Here is a 19,545-nt window from a genome sequence, read left to right on the forward strand (position 1 = left end):
AGGGTCAACAGGAGCGTTTAAACCGTCTCCCCCGCCGCCCGCGCCCTAGCCTCCCGCGTAGCCTCGGCCCCGGGCGCCATCCGGTACGCAGCAACCGCACACGCCAGTGTGATCGGCGTCACCACCAGCAACGATAACATCCCGATCGACAAGCTCCCGGTCAGCGTCGAGACCCGCCCCGCCATGTACGGCCCGAGCGCCAACCCGATCAGCGTCGTCCCGATGAAGAACGTCGCCGTCGCCGTCCCCCGCATCCGCGGCAACACCATGTCTTGCGTCGTCGCAGCAGCCGCCCCCAGCGCGCACGACGCGGTCAACTGCGCGAGGAAGATCCCCGTATAGAACGCGACCGGCGACGACGCGGTAAAGGCGAGGATCAGGAACGGCACCGGCACCACCGCCCCGAAGATCACCACCCACAACCGTCCCGCCGGATTGCGCTGCCGCAACCGATCCGACACCACGCCGCCGATCGTCAGCCCGAGGAACCCCGCAGTCGCGCCGAGGCTGCCGATCATGAACCCCGCCGACGCCGGCGTCGCACCAAGCTCGCGCAACGCATAGGGTGCCGCCCAGAAGCTCGCGGCATAGCTCAGGAACGCGTTCAGCCCATACGCCACCACCGTGCAGAGAAACGCCGGCGTCCCGACGATCAGCGCAAAGGTCGGCGGATCGCGCCGCTTCAGCGCCGACGCCCAGGAGAACACCGCATACACGCCGATCCCGATCGCTACCCATTGCGGCCATGGCTCGCCCGCCGCGACCAGCCCCGACACCGCCGCGACCACCGCCGCAAGCGCAACCAGATTATACCCGAGCGCCCGCGCCCCACCCATCGCCGCACCGATCAAGGTCAGCGGCGGCACGATCGTCACCAGCTCCGCCCCGAACGCGCGGAACGGCGCCGGATGCTTCTCCGGCTCGGGCAGCCCCTCGACGAGCCCCCGGATCGGCTCCTTCAACGTCGCGATCCACACCGCCAGCAACAGCCCCGGCACGCCGACCGCCATGAACGCTGCCTGCCAGCCGACCAGCCCAAGCGGTCCGCCGCCAGGATAGGCCTTGTTCCAGCCCTGCACGATCAGCCCGCCGATGAACAACGAACAGCCGCCGCCGACATAGAGGCCTGCGGAGTAGATCGACAGCGCGGTCGCGCGCAGCCGCTTCGGGAAATAATCGGAGATGATCGAATAGGCTGAAGGACTAGCCGTTGCCTCGCCGATCCCCACCCCGATCCGTGCCGCGGCAAGATGTCCGCCGGTCTTCGAAAAGCCCGACAGCGCGGTCATCACCGACCACAGTGACAACCCGATCGTCATCAGCCGGACGCGGTGCCAATTGTCCGCCAGCCGCCCCAGCGGAATGCCGAACAGCGAATAGAACACGCCGAACGCAGTGCCGTACAGGAACCCGAGATCCTGATCCTTCAACCCCAGGTCGCGCTTGATGTCTTCGGCCAGGATCGAGATGATCTGCCGGTCGACGAAGTTCAGGACATAGACGAGGAACAGGATCGACAGCACGTACCAGGCGTAGCGCGATGCGGCTTTCTCCGGCTCGCCCATAACTGTTTCGGCGTTTGCCATGATCCCTCCCCGATGTTTTTCGAGCTATGGGTATCAGAGGCAAGGAGAGAGAAACAGCGCTTTCGACAGCCTCGGGTACGCCAGGGCGAGCGGCGCGCGTCTACCTCAGTGCGACCCGATCCGCCCCCGACGAAGGGCGCCCTGCTCCAGTCGCTGCAAGAGCGTCTCGATCGTCGGCGGCGTAGTCGGCTCGGCCTGCGCACGCAGAGGCCGGGCGATCGGCGTCGGCGCGCTGACCTCCTCCACCGGTTGCGACGTTTCGACGACCGGTGGCTCGACCGGCTTCGGCACAGGCGCGGTCACGAACGTGTCCGGCTCGGCGGTCGGCGACATTTCGATCACCGGCGCGACCATCGTTGGCTGCGCCAGCGGCGCGACCGGCCGGGCAGGCTCCATCGGCACGGGCCGCATCGCCTTCGGATCATAGGCGGCGAGCGGCAGGTCGAGGTCGGCGGGAATGGTCCGCTCATCGCGCGCGGCACCATCGGTCGCGCCCGCAACGCCGACCTCCATTAAGGGCGTACCGAGATCGGCCGCCGACATCGGCTTGCGCGGCGGTGCGTCGGGATGTGCGTCGGCGCGGCGGATCACCGGCACGCCGTCCTCCCGCGGTCGCGCACCGGCAAACACACCTCCCGGCCCGAACAGCAGGTACAGCGACGACCACAGGATCGCCGCGATCAACGCCCCCGCCCCCAGCGCGAGTATCGCACGCGCCGTCGCCCCGAGCGGCGGTGCCGCCATCGGGATCAGCGCCGCGATACCCGTATCCGATACGAGCGCCTCCAGCGCATCGCCGGACGACAGCATCACGCCCGCCGCCGCGATCACGCCCCCGGCAATCGCACCGACGATCGGCACCAGACGATTCAGACTGCCACGCTGCAAAGTCCGAAGAGCAAACTCTGCCATTAATTTTCCCGCACCGCGGCCGCGATCAGCCGTTCATAGACTGGAGCATAACGGCGAATGTTTGACGACCAGTTACGCTCTTCCTGGACGAAAGCACGCCCCCGCGCACGCCGTTCGTCCCACCCCGAGCGATCCGCGAACATCCCCGAGAGCGCGTCCGCGATCGCCTGCGGATCGTCGGGCGGAAACAGCGTTCCGGTATCGCCATCGCGGATCAGTTCTCGGTGGCCACCGACATCCGACGCCGCGACCAGCCGCCCCTGCGCCATCGCCTCCAGCGGCTTTAGCGGCGTGACCAGATCGGTCAGGCGCATTCGCTTGCGTGGATAGGCGAGGATGTCGACCAGCCCATAATAGCGCTCGACCTCCTGATGCGGCACGCGCCCGACGAAGCGGATCGCATCCGCCACCGGCGATGCCTCCGCCTGCGCGAGCAACGCCGTCTCCATCGGCCCCCCGCCGACCATCAAGAGCCGCGCCTTGGGCCGCAACGCCACCAACGCAGGCATCGCCGCGATCAGGTCGTCGAGCCCTTCGTAATCGTAGAAGCTGCCGATGAACCCGACGACATCCGTACCGTCGAGCCCCAGTTCAGCCCCAAGCGCATCGTCACGCGGCGGAGCATTGCCGAACAGGTCGAGGTCGACGCCGTTGGGCGACACCATGATCTTGTCTTCCGAGATCCCTCGCGCGATCAGGTCGCTGCGCAAGCCTTCGCAGATCACCGCAACCGCATCCGCTCGCCGCACAGCCCACGTCTCCAACGCCCGCGTGGAACGATACCGCAGCGACGTCGCCGTGCCCGTCCCGTTGCCGACCGCCGCATCCTCCCAGAACGCGCGAATCTCGTAGACCAGCGGCAGCTTCCGCTTGCGCGCGACGATCAGTGCGGCGAGCGCATCGATTACCGGCGAATGCGCGTGGAGGATGTCAGGCTTGAAGGCATCGACCGCCGCCTCGATCCGCTTGGCGAACGCCGCGATCCCGACGGCTTCGCCGACCGGTCCCGGCTTCACCCCCGCATCCGTACGATGGAAGGTCAGCCCGTCGACCGACTCAACCGAAGCAGGCGCGACACCGTGCCGCGGCCCCGTCACCGCAGCGACGGTCCAGCCGAGCGCCTCCTGCGCCTTGAGGATCGCCCGCGTGCGGAACGTGTAGCCACTTTGCAGCGGCAGGCCGTGATCGAGGATATGAAGGATACGCATCGTACTATCCCCCTGCCACAGATCGCTTAACGGCGCGTCAACCGACTAGACGTACAAACGATTCCACGAAGCCCGCTATCCGGAAAGGAGGCCGTCACCATGATCGACAATCTCGCGCTCGGCCTCAGCCACGGGTTGATGATGCTCGCCGCGTTCCTGTTGCTCAGACGCCCCGATCTCGACCGGGAGCCCAGCCCGCACGACACCGCCGATACCAAGCGCAAATCCACCGAGAAACCTCGCCCCGATGCGTGATCTCGCGTTCATCGCGTTCCTGCTCGCGTTCTTCGGAATGGGATTCAAGCGGCCGTTCCTGCTCGTGCTTGTCTATGTCTATATCGACATCGTGTCGCCGCAGCGGCTGACCTATCTGCTGCTCAACAGTGTGCCGATCTCGCTGATCGCGGTTGCGCTGGCGGTCGGCGGATGGATCCTCGCCGACGACAAGCGCGATACGCGCGTCGGCGGGCGACAGGTGTTGATCGTGCTGTTGCTGCTCTATTGCTGGGGCACGACGATCGCCGCGGATTTCCCGGTTGAGGCCAAGGAGAAATGGGACTGGGTGTGGAAGGCGCTCGCCTTCGCCGCGTTCCTGCCGCTGACGCTGCGCACGCGCGTCCGGATCGAGGCGCTGCTGCTGTTCATGATCCTCGCGGCATCGTCGATCATCGTCGTCGGCGGCATCAAGACGATCGCCAGCGGCGGCGGCGGCTATGGCCAGCTGAACTTGATGGTCGACAATAATTCAGGCCTGTACGAGGGCAGCACGATCAGCGCGGTGGCGATCGCGATCGTCCCGATCATCGTCTGGTTCATGCATTACGGCACGATCTTCAGGCCGGACTGGCGGGTAAAGGCCTATTGCCTGGCGCTCGTCTTCGCGTGCCTGCTGATCCCGGTCGGCACGTCGACGCGCACCGGGCTGCTCTGCATCGGCCTGCTGGCGCTGCTGTCGATCCGCAACGTGAAACGCAAGGTCGCGTATCTTGCGATGCTCGGCGTGCTGGGGCTGGCGGCGATCCCGTTCCTGCCGTCGACCTTCACAAACCGCATGAACACCATCAAGACCTATGACGCGGACGAGTCCGCCTCGACGCGGCTCGCGGTGTGGAAATGGACGATCGAATACGCAAAGGCGAACCCGTTCGGCGGGGGCTTCAACGCGTATCTGGGCAACCACATCCGCTACGATTTGAAGACCACGCCCGGCGCTGCCGAGGCACCCAAGGTCGAGGTCGACAAGGCCCGCGCGTATCACAGCGCCTATTTCGAGATGCTCGGCGAGCAGGGCTATCCCGGCCTTGCGATATGGCTTGCGATCAACCTGATCGGCATCGTCCGCATGGAATTCATCCGCCGCCGCTACCGCGATCCGGACGGGGAATTCGCCTGGGCCGGACCGCTCGCCGCCGCACTCCAAAGCGGGCACATCGTCTACCTGCTCGGCGCAGGCTTCATCGCGATCGCGTTCCAGCCGTTCATCTACATGCTGATCGGTGCGCAGATCGGCCTCGATACCTATCTCGCGCGCAAGCGGAGCGAGCAATCGTTCCGGCCGATGCGCCGCAGTGCCGTGCCATCTCCGGCGTGACGGATCGCACACCGGTTCACGAACTGCGCGCGCTGACCGGCGTTCGAGGAATCGCCGCGTGGTTCGTCGTCTTCTACCACATCCGCTTGTCGATAGCGGGGCTGCCCAGCGGCGTGCGCGACGTCTTCGAGAAAGGGTACCTGGCGGTCGACTTCTTCTTCCTGCTGTCCGGCTTCGTGATCTGGCTGACCTGGTCCGACCGCATTCGTAACGGCGGGGCCCATGACGGTGGGGCAAGCATTCCGCGCTTCCTGCAAAAACGCATCGCCCGCATCTGGCCTCTGCATCTGGTCACGTTAGGCGGCGCCGTCGCACTGGCCCTGCTGCTCCGCGCAACCGGCCGCAGCGATCCGCAGTTCGTCTTCTCGGAATTGCCGCTCCACGTCCTGCTGCTCCAGAACTGGGGCTTCACGCATCACCTCGCCTGGAACGACCCGGCTTGGTCGATCAGCGCCGAACTGGGTGCGTACCTGCTGTTTCCGTTGCTCGTGATGGCGGTGGACTGGCGGCGCTTGCCGAGTTGGGCGTTACTGGCGATTGCCGGCGGCATGCTGGTCGGCCTGCACCTGGCGATGGACGCACCGACGCTCGGCACCGACATCCCGCGCTACGGCCTCTTACGCTGCCTAGTGGAGTTCACCACGGGCAGCATCGTCTGCGCGTTGTGGTTGCGCTGGCGTGGCGTCTTGCGCGCCCCGGTATGGGCGACACTGGTGGCTGTGCTTTTCGCAGGAGGCTGGATCGCCGGCACGCCGGAAACGCTGGCCGTACCGGCACTATTTGCAGCGATCCTGCTGCTGCTGGCATTGACCGCCGACAAGCCCGGTAACCCGTTCGAACTGAGATGGACGCACTATCTCGGCGAGACCAGCTACGCGACCTATCTCAGCCACTTCATCTTATGGAAGGCGTTCAAACTCGTCTTAGTTGCTGACGCGACGGCGGTATCGCCTACGAAGATCGCGCTCTATCTCGCAACGGTCCTGCTAGCCTCGATCGCCCTCTATCACCTAATAGAGCGCCCCGCTCAGCGCTGGCTCAACAGGCTCTAGACCGCTCCCCTTGTTTCCCCGCGAAGGCGGGGACCCAGACTGGGCTCCCGCCTTCGCGGGAGAACAAGGAAGAGCCGCCCTCGAGAATCAGTCGACCGGCTCGTCCGCCAGTTCTTCCTCGAGCGCGTCGATGATCGCCTTGTTGAACGCAGGAATATCATCCGGCTTGCGGCTCGTGATCAAATTGCCATCGACCACGACCTCCTCGTCCACCACGTCCGCACCCGCATTCTCCAGGTCCGTGCGGATCGACGGGAAGCTCGTCACGCGGCGTCCGTCGATCACGTCTGCCTCGGCGAGCAGCCACGGCGCATGGCAGATCGCGGCGATGATCTTGCCGTCCTCCATGAACTCGGTGATGATCTCGATCGCGCGCTCCTGCTGGCGCATCGTGTCGGGGTTGGCGACGCCGCCCGGCAGCACCAGCGCGTCGTAATCGTCGGTATCGACCTCGTCGAGCGTCAGGTCGGGCGTCGCCGTCTCGGCCTTGTTGATGTCGCCCTTCATGCCCTGGATCGGGTCGGTCTTGATCGACGCGAGCGTCACTTTCGCGCCCGCCGCCTCCAGCGCTTTGCGCGGTTCGAACAGTTCGACGGTCTCGAAACCATCGGCAGCGAGCATCAATACGCGAGCTTGGGAAAGATCGGCCATGTCATGTCTCCAGTGAAATCCCGTGCCCCCTCAACCAAGCGCAGCCCGCCTCGTTCCGGAACGATGCGCCTTCCCGAACATTTGCAGAGATAGCCAGAATCAGACGCCCCCAAGGGACCACCGCATTGCCCACCAAGATCGTGTATTCCGACGACTCCAAGCCCGGCATCACCCGCAAGAAGATGCGGAACGGCTGGGGCTATTGGGATGCCAAGGGCGAACGCATCACCGATCGCGTCGAGATCGACCGGCTGAACGCGATCGGCCTGCCCCCCGCCTATCGCGACGCGTGGTTCTGCCCCAAGCCTAACGGCCACATCCAGGCGGTCGGCTGGGACGAGAAGGGGCGGAAACAGTATCGCTATCACCTCGGCTTCCGCGAAGCGCAGGAGGCCGCCAAATACGAACGCTGCGCCGACTTCGGCCACGCCCTCCCCAAGCTGCGGAAAGCGGTCGAAGCCGATCTCCGGAAACGCTCGCTGACCCGCGAACGCGCGGTCGCCGCGGTCATCCGCCTGCTCGACGGCGGTCATATCCGCATCGGCAACGAAGCCTATGCCGAAGCGAACGAGAGCTTCGGCGCCACCACGCTGCGCAAGCGCCACGGCGAGGTGAAGGGCTCGACGCTGAAACTCCAGTACAAGGGCAAGTCCGGCAAGATGCGGACGCTCAGGATCACCGACCGCTCGCTCAGCAGCTTCGTCAAGAAATGCCAGGACCTCGACGAACAGCATCTGTTCGCCTGGCTCGACGATGCCGGCGTCGCGCACCCGGTCACCTCGACCGACGTCAACTGCTACATCCGCGACGTCACCGGCACCGATTTCACCGCCAAGAATTTTCGGACCTGGGCTGCCAGCGTCGCCGCGTTCGAGGCACTCGCGTCCGCCGAGCGGGACCTGAGCCTCAAGACGATGCTCGAACCCGTGGTGGCGCGCTTGGGCAACACCCACGCGATCGCGCGCAAAAGCTATGTCCACCCGTCGCTGATCGCGCTCGTGAAGACCGGTCAGTCGACCTTCCGCAAGGCACTCCGCCTTCCGCGCGCCAAGCGCTACATGAGCCGGGAGGAATGTGGCCTGATCACCTTCCTCGAAGCCGGCACGCCCGCTGTTGCGACACTGGCAAAAGCGGCCTGACGAGTATTTCCATGACCAATACCACTGCCGCCGCCAAGCAACCGATCTTCGACGCGGGCGACGTCGGCGACCAGGCCCAGGGCTTCGTCACTGCCAGCTTCGCGTGGGTGCAAGCATACTGGCTCCAGATCCTGATCGCATTCGGGATCGGCGCGGTAATCGTCGTCGCGCTGCACACCGCGCGCCGTTTCGGCAGCAAACTCTGCGAACGCCCGCGCGCACTCAACGGCTGGGGCATCGTCGTCGGCAAGGCGATCGCCCGGACCGGCAATTTCTTCATCGTCATGCTCGCCGCCAAGCTGGTCGCCGGATATTCCGCCGCCCCCGGTGAAGTCGCGACGACGATCAACTTCCTGTTCACCGTCGCCGCCGTATTCCAGGCCGCCGTCTGGGTCCGCGAGATCATCCTCGGCGCGATCGAGCACCGCACGCAGTCCGAGCATTATTCGGGCGAAGCGCTGCTCTCGGCGATGGGCCTGATCCGCCTGCTCGTCACCTTCGTGGTGTTCGCGGTCGCGCTGGTGGTGGTGCTCGACAATCTCGGCGTCAACGTCACCGGCCTCGTCGCGGGTCTAGGCGTCGGCGGCATCGCGATCGGCCTGGCGGCGCAGGGCATCTTCGCCGACCTGTTCGCCGCGCTCGCGATCATCTTCGACCGCCCGTTCCGCCGCGGCGACTCGATCAGCTACGACACCGCCTCGGGCAGCGTCGAGGCGATCGGCCTCAAATCGACCCGCATCCGCGGCATCGACGGCGAGGAGCGCGTGATCTCGAACAAGAACCTCCTCAACAAGGAGATTCTCAACAACACGCAACGCAACCACCGCCGCGCGAAGTTCGTCATCGGCGTTACCTATTCGACGCCCCCCGAAGTCTGCTCGCGCATCCCAGCGATGCTGAAGGAAATCGTCGAAGCCAACGACAAGATCTTCACGCGCGCAGGCTTCACCGGCTTCGGCGCGTCGAGCCTGGATTTCGAGGTCCAGTTCGACAGCAAGGGCCCGGATTATGCGAGTTTCTACGACGGTCGGACGGCGGTGGGGATCGCCATCCTGAAGCGGTTCAACGACGAGAAGATCGAGATCGCCTTCCCAACCCAGGTGAATATGATGGCCGCACCGGATGGCTCGGTGGTGATGCCGTATCCTGAGGGGCGACGGGCGGAGGCGGAAGCAACACCCGCCTGATTATCTACCCGGCCGCTCGACGCCTTCGCCTTCGGCTTCGGAATGTACGCGCCAGTTAGGGCAGCCCTACCCTACCTTGTTCTCCCGCGAAGGCGGGAGCCCAGTCTGGGTCCCCGCCTTCGCGGGGAAACAATGCTTGCTAGAATACCGTGAAATCACGTCGGCCGAGACAAGCTGGACATAAAGAGCTCGCCGCCACGCCCCAACACCTCCCCGGCGAAGGCCGGGGCCCAATTGGCGAGGTCGCAGTAACGAAGCGCGACGGTCGTCAGCACAGTTCCCCAATTGGACCCCGGCCTCCGCCGGGGAGGTGCTCGACAAGTGACCCACGCGTAGGCCGTGTCCGGTTGAGGAGAGACTAAATCCCACCCTCATCCAAAGACAGCAACGTCGCATTCCCCCCGGCACTCGTCGTATCCACCGAAACCGCCCGCTCCGCACAGAACCGGTACAAATACCGAGGCCCGCCAGCCTTAGGCCCGGTCCCCGAAAGCCCCTCGCCCCCAAAAGGCTGAGACCCCACGACCGCCCCGATCATCGACCGGTTGATATACAAATTCCCCACCGCAGCCTCGGCCTCGATCACCTCGGCCGCGCGCGCAATACGGCTGTGCAGGCCCATCGTCAGGCCGTAACCCTTGGCGTTCACCCGAGCGATCGTCTCGCTTAGCTTCCCCGCCTCCCACGTCGCGACATGCAGGATCGGCCCGAACCACTCCTGGTTCAGATCCTCGATCGCACCGATCCGCACCAGAGTCGGCGGCACGAACAACCCGTCAGCGGGCGCGTCGAGCGTCTTGACGATCTTCGCCTTCACGCTCTCGCGATACGCCATCAGCCGGTCATACGCGGCCTGGTCGATCACCGGCCCGACATCGGTCGCGGGATCGCCCGACCGCCCGATCCGCAGCGTCTCCATAGCCCCCGACAGCATCTCGATCACGCCGTCCGCGATATCCTCCTGCACCAGCAGCAAGCGCAACGCCGAGCACCGCTGTCCCGCCGACCGGAACGACGACGCGATCACGTCCGCCACCACCTGCTCGGGCAGCGCGGTGGAATCGACGATCATCGCGTTGATCCCGCCGGTCTCCGCGATCAGCGGCACGATCGGCCGCGTCTCGTCGTCGAGCAACGACCGCGCGATCTTGCGCGACGTCGCGGTCGACCCGGTGAACGCGACGCCCTGGATGCGCACGTCCGCGGTCAGCGCCGCGCCGACCTCCGGCCCGCCGATCACGAGCACCAGCGCATCGACCGGCACGCCAGCCTCGTGCGCAAGCTCGACCGCACGCGCCGCGATCCGCGGAGTCTGCGGTGCAGGCTTGGCGACCACGGTGTTGCCCGTGACGAGCGCCGCCACCGTCTGTCCGAGGAAGATCGCCAGCGGAAAATTCCACGGCGCGATCGTCGCCCAGACACCGCGACCCTCGATATGCAGCGTGTTCCGCTCGCCCGTCGGCCCCGGCAGCTCGATCGGATGCAGGTTCAACCGCGCCTGCTGCGCGTAATAGCGACAGAAATCGGCCGCCTCGCGCACCTCGCCGATCGCATCGGCGATCGTCTTGAACGCCTCCTGCACACAGATCGCCATGAGTTCGTCGCGGTGCTTCTCGAGCAGGTCGGCTAGGCGTTCGAGGCAAGCGGCGCGTTCGTCGACCGGGGTGGTCGACCAACCCGGAAACGCCGCATGCGCACGCGTAATGGCAGCCACAACCTGATCCCCCTCCCGCAAGCGGGAGGGGCTAGGGGTGGGCACGCGCTCACCCCCGACGCTACCGTTTGCAGTAGAACGCCCAACGCCAGCCTCAGCATCCGACGATAGCGCGAGCCCACCCCCGGACCCTCCCGCTTGCGGGAGGAGGGAATTAACGGCCCGCACCGTCGCCTCCAGCGTCCCAACATCACTCAAATCCAACCCAGCGGAATTGCGGTGCCCCCCAGCCCCGAACAAATCCACCGGCAACGGAATGCTGGGATGCCGCTTCCCCCCGACCGCGGCGATCTTAGCCACCGGATCCGCCAGGATCTCAGCCTCGGTCAGTCGCTCGTCCGCCAACTGATGCACGAAGCTAGAATTCGCCCCATTCTCCAGCAACCGCCGAACCAGATACGCCAGCAGGTCACGGTGCCCGCCAACCGGCGCGTAAACCCGGCAATGATAGCCATTCTCCTGCACCAGCCGCTCGTACAGCCCGTCGCCCATCCCGTGCAGCCGCTGGAACTCGAAGTCGCGCGAGTTGCCCGCCCACTCCATGATCGTCGCGACCGTCAGCGCGTTGTGGCTAGCGAACGCCGGCCGGATATTCTCCGCCGCCAGCATGTCCTTCGCCACAGCCAGGTACGACACGTCGGTCGCTGCCTTGCGCGTGAACAGCGGATAGTCCGCCAGCCCCTCGACCTGCGTGCGCTTGATCTCGCTATCCCAATACGCGCCCTTCACCAGCCGCACGTTCATCACGCGGTCCAGCCCATTCGCCCATTCGATCACCGGCCGCGCGCGCTTGCCATAGGCCTGCACCGCCATGCCGAACCCGTCCCAACCCTTCAGCGACGGGAGCCCAGCGACCGTGCCGATGATGTCGAGGCTCATCTCCAGTCGCTCGGATTCCTCCGCGTCGACGGTCAGCGCGATGCCCTTCGACGCCGCCTGCACCGCCAGCGCCTCCAGCATCTCGGTCAGCGCAGGCACGCATTCGCTCCACCGCGCCACCTCGTACCGCGGGTGCAGAGCCGACAGCTTGACCGAGATCGAGTGCCCCGCCGCCGGATCGCGCCCGACCGCATCGACGGCGCCGACATACGCCTGGAAGTATCGCTGCGCATCGGCATGCGTCCGCGCCGCCTCGCCGAGCATGTCGAAGCTCGCCGTGAAGCCCTTGTTCTCCGGCCGGCGCATGCGCTTCATCGCCTCGTCGATGGTGCGGCCCATGACGAAGATCTCGCCCATCATCTTCATCGCCGCGCCGACCGCCTGGCGCACGAACGGCTCGCCCGCGCGGCTGATCAGGCGACGCAACGGCCCGGTCGATCCCTCGCCAACCAGCACGCGGCCGACCACCAGCCCCCAGGTCGCCGAATTGACGAGCTTCGAATTCGACTTGCCCGCATGCGCGCGCCAATCCGCGTCGCCAAGCTTGTCCGCGATCAGCAGATCCGCCGTCTCGGGATCCGGCACGCGCAGGAACGCCTCCGCCAGCGACAGCAACGCGACGCCCTCCGACGAATTGAGCCGATATTCCTGGAGGAACTGGTTCACCCAGCCCTTGCTCTGCGCCGCCCGCAGGTCCGCGAGCAGGCCCAGCGCATGCCCCATCACCCGCTCGCGCGAATCCGAATCGAGCGCGGCGCGGTCGAGCAGCGGTTTTAGAACATCGGGTTCGCTCGCGCGGTACAGCTTTGCCATGATATCGCGGGCATGGGACGTTACGGCAGTCGACATTTTCCAGCTTCCGGTTGGGTGAGGCTTGCGATCCGCTCGCCTGTACGCCTAGAGACATTTCAGCGCTTAGCGCCAAATGAGCTTTGAGGGGAATGCCGTGGCGACGATCACCACCGCGCAGATGCAGCAGCGCATCGGCACCGAGACGGTTTCCGACTGGGTCGAGGTCACGCAGGCCATGATCGACAAGTTCGCCGACGCGACCGGCGATCACCAGTTCATCCACATCGATCCGGTCCGCGCGGCGCAGACCCCGTTCGGCGGCACGATCGCGCACGGCTTCCTGACGCTGTCGCTGATGCCGTTGCTGTCATCGAAGGTGCCCGACGCGCCGACCATCGAGGGGGCGAAGATGGGCGTGAATTACGGCGGCAACTCGGTCCGCTTCCTGACGCCGGTCCGGTCGGGCTCGAAGGTACGCGGCCGCTTCAAGCTGCTCTCGTTCGACGAGAAGCGACCCGGCCAGTGGCAGCAGACCAACGCGTTTTCCGTCGAGATCGAAGGCCAGGAAAAGCCCGCCCTGATCGCCGAATGGATCAGCCAGATTTTTGTTTGATGCTTCTCCCCCTCCCGCTTGCGGGAGGGGGCCGGGGGGTGGGCTGCCGCTCTCCGCAATTGCTCCGCTCGCTCATGCCGGGCGCCCACCCCCAACCCCTCCCGCATGCGGGAGGGGAGTGAAGAAGAGGAATACCCATGCGTTCAGCCGTCATCGTCTCCACCGCCCGCACCCCCATTGGCCGCGCCTATCGCGGCGGCTTCAACAATACTCCCGCCCCAACCCTCGCGTCGCATTCGATCAAGGCCGCGGTCGAACGAGCCGGCATCGACGGCGCGGAAGTCGACGACGTCGTCTTCGGGTGTGCGCTCCAGCAGGGGCATCAGGCCGGCAACATCGCCCGCACGTCGCTGCTGCGCGCCGGTCTCCCCGTCACCGTCTCGGGCATGTCGGTCGACCGCCAGTGCGCCTCCGGCCTGATGGCGATCGCCACCGCGGCCAAGCAGATCATCACCGACAACATGGACATCACGATCGGCGGCGGCGTCGAGAGCATCAGCCTCGTCCAGACCCCGCAGATGCGCGTCGCCCCCGATCCCCAGCTGATCGCGATGCACGAGGACGTCTACATGCCGATGCTGCAGACCGCCGAGGTCGTCGCCAAGCGCTATGGTATCAGCCGCGACGCGATGGATGCCTACGCGCTCCAGTCGCAACAGCGCACCGCTGCCGCACAGGCTGCCGGCTACTTCGATGCCGAGATCGTCCCCGTCGATGCCAACATGGCCATCGTCAACAAGGAGACGAAGGAGGTCACGTACAAGGACGTAACGATCACCAAGGACGAGGGCAACCGCGCCGACACCACGCTGGAGGGACTCCAGTCGCTGAAGCCGGTTATGGGGCCCGACTTCACGATCACCGCGGGCAACGCGTCGCAGCTCTCGGACGGCTCGTCGTCGTCGGTACTGATGGAAGAGAAGATCGCCTCGCAGCGCGGTCTCCAGCCGCTCGGTCGCTATGTCGGCATGGCGGTCGGCGGCACCGAACCCGACGAGATGGGCATCGGCCCCGTGGTGGCGATCCCCAAGCTGCTCAAGCGCTTCGGCCTGAAGATGGACGACATCGGCCTGTGGGAGCTGAACGAGGCGTTCGCGGTGCAGGTGCTATATTGCCGCGACAACCTCGGCATCCCCGACGAACTGCTCAACGTCAGCGGCGGCGCGATCTCGATCGGTCACCCCTACGGCATGACCGGCGCCCGCGCGACCGGCCACGCGCTGATCGAAGGCAAGCGTCGCGGCGCGAAGTATGTTGTAGTGACGATGTGCGTCGGCGGCGGCATGGGCGCAGCCGGGTTGTTCGAAGTGCTGTGACCTTAAAATGCAACGTCGGTATAGTGCATGCACTATACCGACGTTGCATCCATCGTCTTTCCCGTATGGGCACCGGCTGTGTTAATAGCTCTGCTCAATACGTCCTGCAACTTTGCGCAGTCGACCTTCCTCGCGCATAGAAACTAGTTTTAACTGCAAAGTTGTCCAATTAATCTGTTGCTGAATGGTAACGTCCGGCAGGCCGGTACCTTCTTTAGACTAACCCCAACGAGAGTTCGCGCCATAGCGACCGTTGCAACGCGAGGGCACTGGCAGCGGAAGGATGCTTCGCTCTGTTTAAGCCCCCAGAATCTGTTCAGTATCGGATAGATCCGCTGCTGGACGACAGCCTGCTCATGCATAAGAGTCGGTAGCCAACGAGCAACGCCGCGCACCGCGTGGTCTACCCAGGCGGAACCCACGGCTTCTACTCGTGCAATAGGGATTGGACTGCTGCATCCCCCCAAGGATCGCACCTCTTCTGAAGGCGATGCGAGAGCACCTGACGGTCTGCGCCAAGGCAACGATGATCCTTCATTGATCAGCCGATCGCCCCCCCTTGAAATTGAAGCCGAAGGTTTCTCACATCAACGCTAGGGGCCTCATTTATCGAAAACGTTTGGCCTGACACGCCGACGAATATCGGCGCGATAGCACCAAAACGCCGGAACCGTCTTCCATCCTCCGCGCTTGAGCTACCAAGGAGAGATAGAATGGACGACCAGCGCGTGTGGGAATTCGAAGGCAGCCTATGGGATGCCAGCGACGAGCATTATCAGGAGCGGATAGACGAGGAGATCATCATGGTCCTTCCCCGTCCGCCGTATGTTTTCCAGGGACAGGAAGCGAAGAACGCCGTCAAAGCGACGCCCGACTGGGCTTCGGTAGAATTGTCAGACCGGCGAGTGTCACGCCCTCAGGAGGGCCTGATCGTCGTTGCCTACACCGTGCGGTGCGCGAACGGCGACGAGAAGTACGAAGCACACTGCACCTCGACCTTACGGATGCGGGGACACGATGATTGGCTGGTCGTTCAACACCAGCAAACACCCCCCTTGACCGCCAGCGTCGAGGCCTGACCACTAGGTCACTGCTGCGCCTGGTACATGCTCGTAGCAGGCGCAACGGATTAAATGGCGGGCGGCCGCCTTGTTGCTGGAGTAATTCCCATAGCCTCAGGCGCAACCGATTATTGCGAATGAATCGCCTAGGCAGCCGTCGGTGAGTAGAGACATCGTGATATCCAAGAACCCCGCCGTTTTCAGATAAACGCGGGCCACCGAAGCATGGGCCAGTGTATTTACAGCGCACCAGACTGCCGCGGCCTTGGTTGGAAAGCGGCGGTTTCGAAAAGCTTATGATGGCTATGGCCCCTGGCTTCATCACGCGACGACGTGGCGTAGTACCGCTAGCAAGTGTTGCAGATACTGAGCGCCTACACATATCGGCGCGTTATCGTAGCACGCATCCTCTTCGGACAAATCAGACACATCGTTGAGGTATTGGACGCAGCACCTGTCTAGGCGGGAGTTGGCCGCAAGTTCGTCCGTATTTATGCCGTGGCTGATCACCTCGGCATAGGCGGTCTCATTCAGCAAATGGCTACCAGATCGACACAAGGTCAAGCACCTGCCCGCCAGCTACGATCGAGCTGGTCAGTGCGGCGACAGCTACCTTGTTACTGAGCGTGACTAAACCCAGGCGCGCGCAGAAGCCAAGGTCGTCGCTGTCATCCCGTCGATCGAAGGTCGGCGCCGGTAGTCCGAACTCGCTCGCTTCGATCATGCGGCAAGCCCTTGCAAAGCAAAACCGCTAGAAGCCGCGGCCACAGCCTCTGTACAGAACCGTATCGCAGGTGCACCGCTAGACAGCGGTCGCCCTCATTTATCAGCGACAGCCAAGCCAAACGCTGATCCCCGCAAGATCGAACACCGTCATACCGCCCGTCGCGGGCACCACCTGGCGCCCCAACGCGTATCGCGCCGGCTATATCTGGACCGGCGGGGACATCAGATTCGAACGATACCTCATCGCCGTCGTTGCCGTCGACCGCGCCGAATGACCGGTGCCGAGGAAGCAACTTATGATCGCTGCCAGCAGGTTCGGCGCCGCGAACTCGCCGAGTTTGAATGCGATTGCCGGCGCGCCGACCGGATCAATCGTACGGTCTGATCGTGCCCCGTCTCGAGGTGAGCGTCTCGGTACACCGCGATAACCGCATCGTCTGGAGGGGGCAGGCGACTACGCTGCGCGCAAGCGGGACGCGAAAAGGGGATACCTCGATTGATGGCGGAACTCTCTCCGATGTCCTCCTGAGGCGGTTTCCTCGGCAGTGTCCAAGACCACTGTCTGTGCCATAAGGCGTTGGACAAGGCGGCGATCAACTTGTGAGCTTCAGCAACACGCGCGCACTGCGACATTGCTGTCCGCGGCAAGCTTCCGCCCCTAGCAAGTGCCGTCGACGACGCCGATCAAAGAGGTGCTTGGGCAATCCCCACGCCATCCTCACCGGCCACAAACAATCCCGCGTAACCCTCACGCGCAGCGAGTGACTCGAGAATGCCTTTGCCGCCTCTTCGACCTTGACGATCGACATCTCCACCAGCCGCGGTAGGCCGCGTTTCGCGCCACCCACCGGCAGATTTCCGTTGATGCCCTGCCGACTGAATGACACCGTCTCAACAATTCTGACCGAGCGCGCGTGTTCGCCCCTTCTTGCTCTCGAACTTCTTTCGCCAGTAGCGCGGTGGTCCTGAAGTCGGGCGTAAACCATCGAATGACTGCTTCGCGCAGACGACGTCTATTGCCCCGACACAGCGCATTGTATCAGGCGAAAGCCATCCCCAAGCCCCCTTCCCTTCCACAAACGGGGGCTCGAAGCCTCGCGCAGAAGTGCGTTGAAGGTTGCCGCCCGAATTCATAATAGCACTCGATCAGCTACTCCGGTCGCCTCGTGCTCAGCAACAGAGCCCAGCAGTACGCATCAAAATAGATTGTCAGGATTTTGAATCGCAATGAATTATCGGCACTCCTTCCATGCTGGCAATAGTGCCGATGTCGTGAAGCACAGCCTGCTGATTGCCCTTGTACAGGCCTTGCAGCAAAAACAGGGCGCGCTGACTCTGATCGACACCCATGCCGGCTGCGGCCTGTACGACCTTGACGGCGAGGACGCTCAACGTACCGGCGAGTCCGCGCAGGGCGTGCTGCGCGCTTTAGCTGATCCGAACCCCTTGTTGAGGGACTACCGCGCCGCCGTACAGGCGGTGAATGTGGGGCCCCAGCTACACTCCTATCCCGGCTCGCCGCGGATACTGGCGCAACTTCTACGTCCACAGGATTTCCTAATTCTGAACGAAAAGCATCCTCAGGACGCCTCGACTCTGCGCAGAGCGATGCGCGACACGTCCGCTGCTGTGCATGAGCGCGACGCCTACGAGCTTTGGCTGGCGATGCTGCCGCCCCGAACCGCCCGGGGCGTGGTGGTGGTCGACCCGCCGTACGAGCAGCCCGACGAACGCGAACGTATCACAGCCACCCTCGCCGTTGCTCACCGCAAATGGGCGCACGGCGTGACAGTGATCTGGTATCCACTGAAAGACCGCACTACGCATTGGCGCTGGAAGGACCAGCTACGCAAGCTCGGCATCCCAAAAATGTTGGGGGTGGAGCATTGGTTGTACGATGGCGATCAACCCGGCGTTTATAATGGCGCGGGCCTCTATATCATCAATCCGCCCTACGCTTTCACGCAGGCCCTACCACCTCTCCTGGAAGCCCTGCGCACCGTGCTAGCCCCGGAGGGACACAGGGGCGAGATCACTACCGATTGGCTGGGCAATTAAAGTAAATCTGCAATGCCCCCTCTCCGGAAGGAATCGTTCGCTGTCAGAGCTTTGCTGGTGACTCTCGCTGGTTGTCGTCCGTGTTCCTCGCGGCGAGCTGACAGGTCTGTTTTGTTCGAAAAATAGTCGATTATCCACGGTCCTGCGAACGGCAACCAAACCTCACTTCCTGCCCTTCAAAGGCCGCTTGTCGACGCGTAGGCCGACATGAATGGATGTCTGCTGTGGTACTCGCGAAAAGAGTGCGCTGCTGGCGGCCGTTTCGGCAAGCGGCGTCGTCATCGTCTACGCCGATGCGATGGACCGGTTGTCGCGCAGTCAGGCCGATGTCCGACATTGTTCGATGGCCTTCTATTTCATGGCATCATGCTCGCGACGCACAGGAATGACGTAGCGACCCCGCTGCATATCGGTATGATCTGCACCATCAACGCCGAACACTGAGCGCAACTCGCGACAAGACCCGAGATGCGCGGCCCGTCGGCGCGCGATGGAAAATATTCCGGCGGTTTCCTACGGTTGAAAAGCGCATCGTGCACGACGGCAATGGCGAACGCACCGCGCCTTATAACGGATAGTGCCACCGAGGAGGCTATCCTGAAGGCCGTCGTCGCGGCAATGTTGGTCAGGAGAAGAGATTTGGACTGAACGGCGCAGAATTCCGGTTGCAGAGCAGAACGATGCTCAAGCCGCATCGACCGATGCCGAACTACTGCTCACCAACCTCGGTCGCGTCTATGCCAAGAAGGTCAAACAGATCACCGCGGCCTTTGAGGACGGGGCGCTGAGAGCGCAGGCGTTCGAACGGTTGCGAGCGCTCATCGATGCGGTGGTGCTGACGCCGGAAGACGGCAATCTCGCGATCGACCTGCGCGGGGAGCTGGCGTCAATGCTCGAGCTATGTGCTGGAGCGGAAACGCAAAAAGCCTCCGCGGGAGATCCCTCGGAGGCATTGCAAATCAAGTTGGTTGCGGGGACAGGATTTGAACCTGTGACCTTCAGGTTATGAGCCTGACGAGCTACCGGGCTGCTCCACCCCGCGACACTTCGCTGTTGCGAA

15 protein-coding genes and 1 tRNA gene are annotated in these 19,545 nt (G+C 64.1%); 9 read left to right on the top strand and 7 right to left on the bottom strand.

Translation table 11 applies throughout. The annotated features are described in order from the left end of the window. Positions 1 to 17 precede the first annotated feature (17 nt). From C8J39_RS15135 to C8J39_RS15145, 3 genes are all read right to left on the bottom strand, one after another. Positions 18 to 1,586, bottom strand: a complete 1,569-nt coding sequence (locus tag C8J39_RS15135) for an MFS transporter (protein ID WP_120301190.1) — start codon at positions 1,584 to 1,586, stop codon at positions 18 to 20. A gap of 105 nt (positions 1,587 to 1,691) precedes the next feature. Next, entirely contained in the window at positions 1,692 to 2,498 is an 807-nt protein-coding gene (locus tag C8J39_RS15140) for a hypothetical protein (RefSeq protein ID WP_120301191.1), read from the bottom strand. Continuing rightward, positions 2,498 to 3,706: a TIGR04063 family PEP-CTERM/XrtA system glycosyltransferase gene (locus C8J39_RS15145; protein WP_120301192.1), complete on the bottom strand. Its 1,209-nt coding sequence runs from the start codon at positions 3,704 to 3,706 to the stop codon at positions 2,498 to 2,500. Before C8J39_RS15145 ends, C8J39_RS15140 begins: the two co-directional genes overlap by 1 nt. A 99-nt stretch (positions 3,707 to 3,805) precedes the next feature. On the opposite strand from C8J39_RS15145, the gene C8J39_RS18850 reads away from it, so the two are divergent. The 3 genes from C8J39_RS18850 to C8J39_RS15155 are packed head-to-tail and all read left to right on the top strand — an operon-like array spanning position 3,806 to position 6,349. Continuing rightward, the gene (locus tag C8J39_RS18850; protein ID WP_165895252.1) at positions 3,806 to 3,961 is read left to right on the top strand and encodes a hypothetical protein; all 156 of its coding nucleotides are present in this window, start codon (positions 3,806 to 3,808) and stop codon (positions 3,959 to 3,961) included. Then, positions 3,954 to 5,297 carry a putative O-glycosylation ligase, exosortase A system-associated gene (locus C8J39_RS15150; protein WP_120301193.1) on the top strand — a complete coding sequence of 448 codons (1,344 nt, stop codon included), beginning with the start codon at positions 3,954 to 3,956 and terminating at the stop codon, positions 5,295 to 5,297. The genes C8J39_RS18850 and C8J39_RS15150 overlap by 8 nt, the downstream gene beginning before the upstream one ends. Next, on the top strand, positions 5,294 to 6,349 hold the full coding sequence (locus C8J39_RS15155) for an acyltransferase (protein WP_120301194.1): 1,056 nt from the start codon (positions 5,294 to 5,296) through the stop codon (positions 6,347 to 6,349). The genes C8J39_RS15150 and C8J39_RS15155 overlap by 4 nt, the downstream gene beginning before the upstream one ends. A gap of 87 nt (positions 6,350 to 6,436) precedes the next feature. On the opposite strand, the gene C8J39_RS15160 is transcribed toward C8J39_RS15155, so the two are convergent. Further along, a complete protein-coding gene (locus C8J39_RS15160; protein ID WP_120301195.1) occupies positions 6,437 to 7,000 on the bottom strand; it encodes a type 1 glutamine amidotransferase domain-containing protein in 564 nt (187 codons plus the stop codon). A gap of 182 nt (positions 7,001 to 7,182) precedes the next feature. On the opposite strand from C8J39_RS15160, the gene C8J39_RS15165 reads away from it, so the two are divergent. Continuing rightward, on the top strand, positions 7,183 to 8,139 hold the full coding sequence (locus tag C8J39_RS15165; RefSeq protein WP_120301254.1) for a DNA topoisomerase IB: 957 nt from the start codon (positions 7,183 to 7,185) through the stop codon (positions 8,137 to 8,139). 11 nt (positions 8,140 to 8,150) lie between these two features. Continuing rightward, a complete protein-coding gene (locus C8J39_RS15170; RefSeq protein WP_120301196.1) occupies positions 8,151 to 9,326 on the top strand; it encodes a mechanosensitive ion channel family protein in 1,176 nt (391 codons plus the stop codon). Positions 9,327 to 9,684: 358 nt separating this feature from the next. Here C8J39_RS15170 and putA read toward each other — a convergent pair whose 3' ends face one another. Further along, a complete protein-coding gene (putA, locus tag C8J39_RS15175) occupies positions 9,685 to 12,732 on the bottom strand; it encodes a bifunctional proline dehydrogenase/L-glutamate gamma-semialdehyde dehydrogenase PutA (RefSeq protein WP_404969353.1) in 3,048 nt (1,015 codons plus the stop codon). A gap of 157 nt (positions 12,733 to 12,889) precedes the next feature. Between putA and C8J39_RS15180 the strand changes: the two genes are divergently transcribed. From C8J39_RS15180 to C8J39_RS15190, 3 genes are all read left to right on the top strand, one after another. Further along, positions 12,890 to 13,324, top strand: coding sequence for a MaoC family dehydratase (locus C8J39_RS15180; protein WP_183038016.1), 435 nt, complete (start codon positions 12,890 to 12,892; stop codon positions 13,322 to 13,324). A gap of 137 nt (positions 13,325 to 13,461) precedes the next feature. Further along, complete coding sequence (locus tag C8J39_RS15185) at positions 13,462 to 14,640, top strand: acetyl-CoA C-acyltransferase (protein WP_120301198.1); 1,179 nt, start codon at positions 13,462 to 13,464, stop codon at positions 14,638 to 14,640. A 713-nt stretch (positions 14,641 to 15,353) separates the two neighbouring features. Next, positions 15,354 to 15,719, top strand: coding sequence for a DUF4440 domain-containing protein (locus tag C8J39_RS15190; protein ID WP_120301199.1), 366 nt, complete (start codon positions 15,354 to 15,356; stop codon positions 15,717 to 15,719). 523 nt (positions 15,720 to 16,242) lie between these two features. On the opposite strand, the gene C8J39_RS15195 is transcribed toward C8J39_RS15190, so the two are convergent. Then, on the bottom strand, positions 16,243 to 16,425 hold the full coding sequence (locus tag C8J39_RS15195; protein WP_056065371.1) for a hypothetical protein: 183 nt from the start codon (positions 16,423 to 16,425) through the stop codon (positions 16,243 to 16,245). A 1,229-nt stretch (positions 16,426 to 17,654) separates the two neighbouring features. Between C8J39_RS15195 and C8J39_RS15200 the strand changes: the two genes are divergently transcribed. Beyond that, entirely contained in the window at positions 17,655 to 18,485 is an 831-nt protein-coding gene (locus C8J39_RS15200) for a 23S rRNA (adenine(2030)-N(6))-methyltransferase RlmJ (protein ID WP_120301200.1), read from the top strand. A gap of 965 nt (positions 18,486 to 19,450) precedes the next feature. Here the strand turns inward: C8J39_RS15200 and C8J39_RS15205 are convergent. Further along, positions 19,451 to 19,527 (bottom strand) — tRNA-Met (locus C8J39_RS15205). Between the last annotated feature and the right edge of the window lie 18 nt (positions 19,528 to 19,545).

Origin of the sequence: Sphingomonas sp. PP-CC-1A-547 (assembly GCF_003610375.1) — a bacterium.
In the GTDB taxonomy this organism is placed as follows: domain Bacteria; phylum Pseudomonadota; class Alphaproteobacteria; order Sphingomonadales; family Sphingomonadaceae; genus Sphingomonas.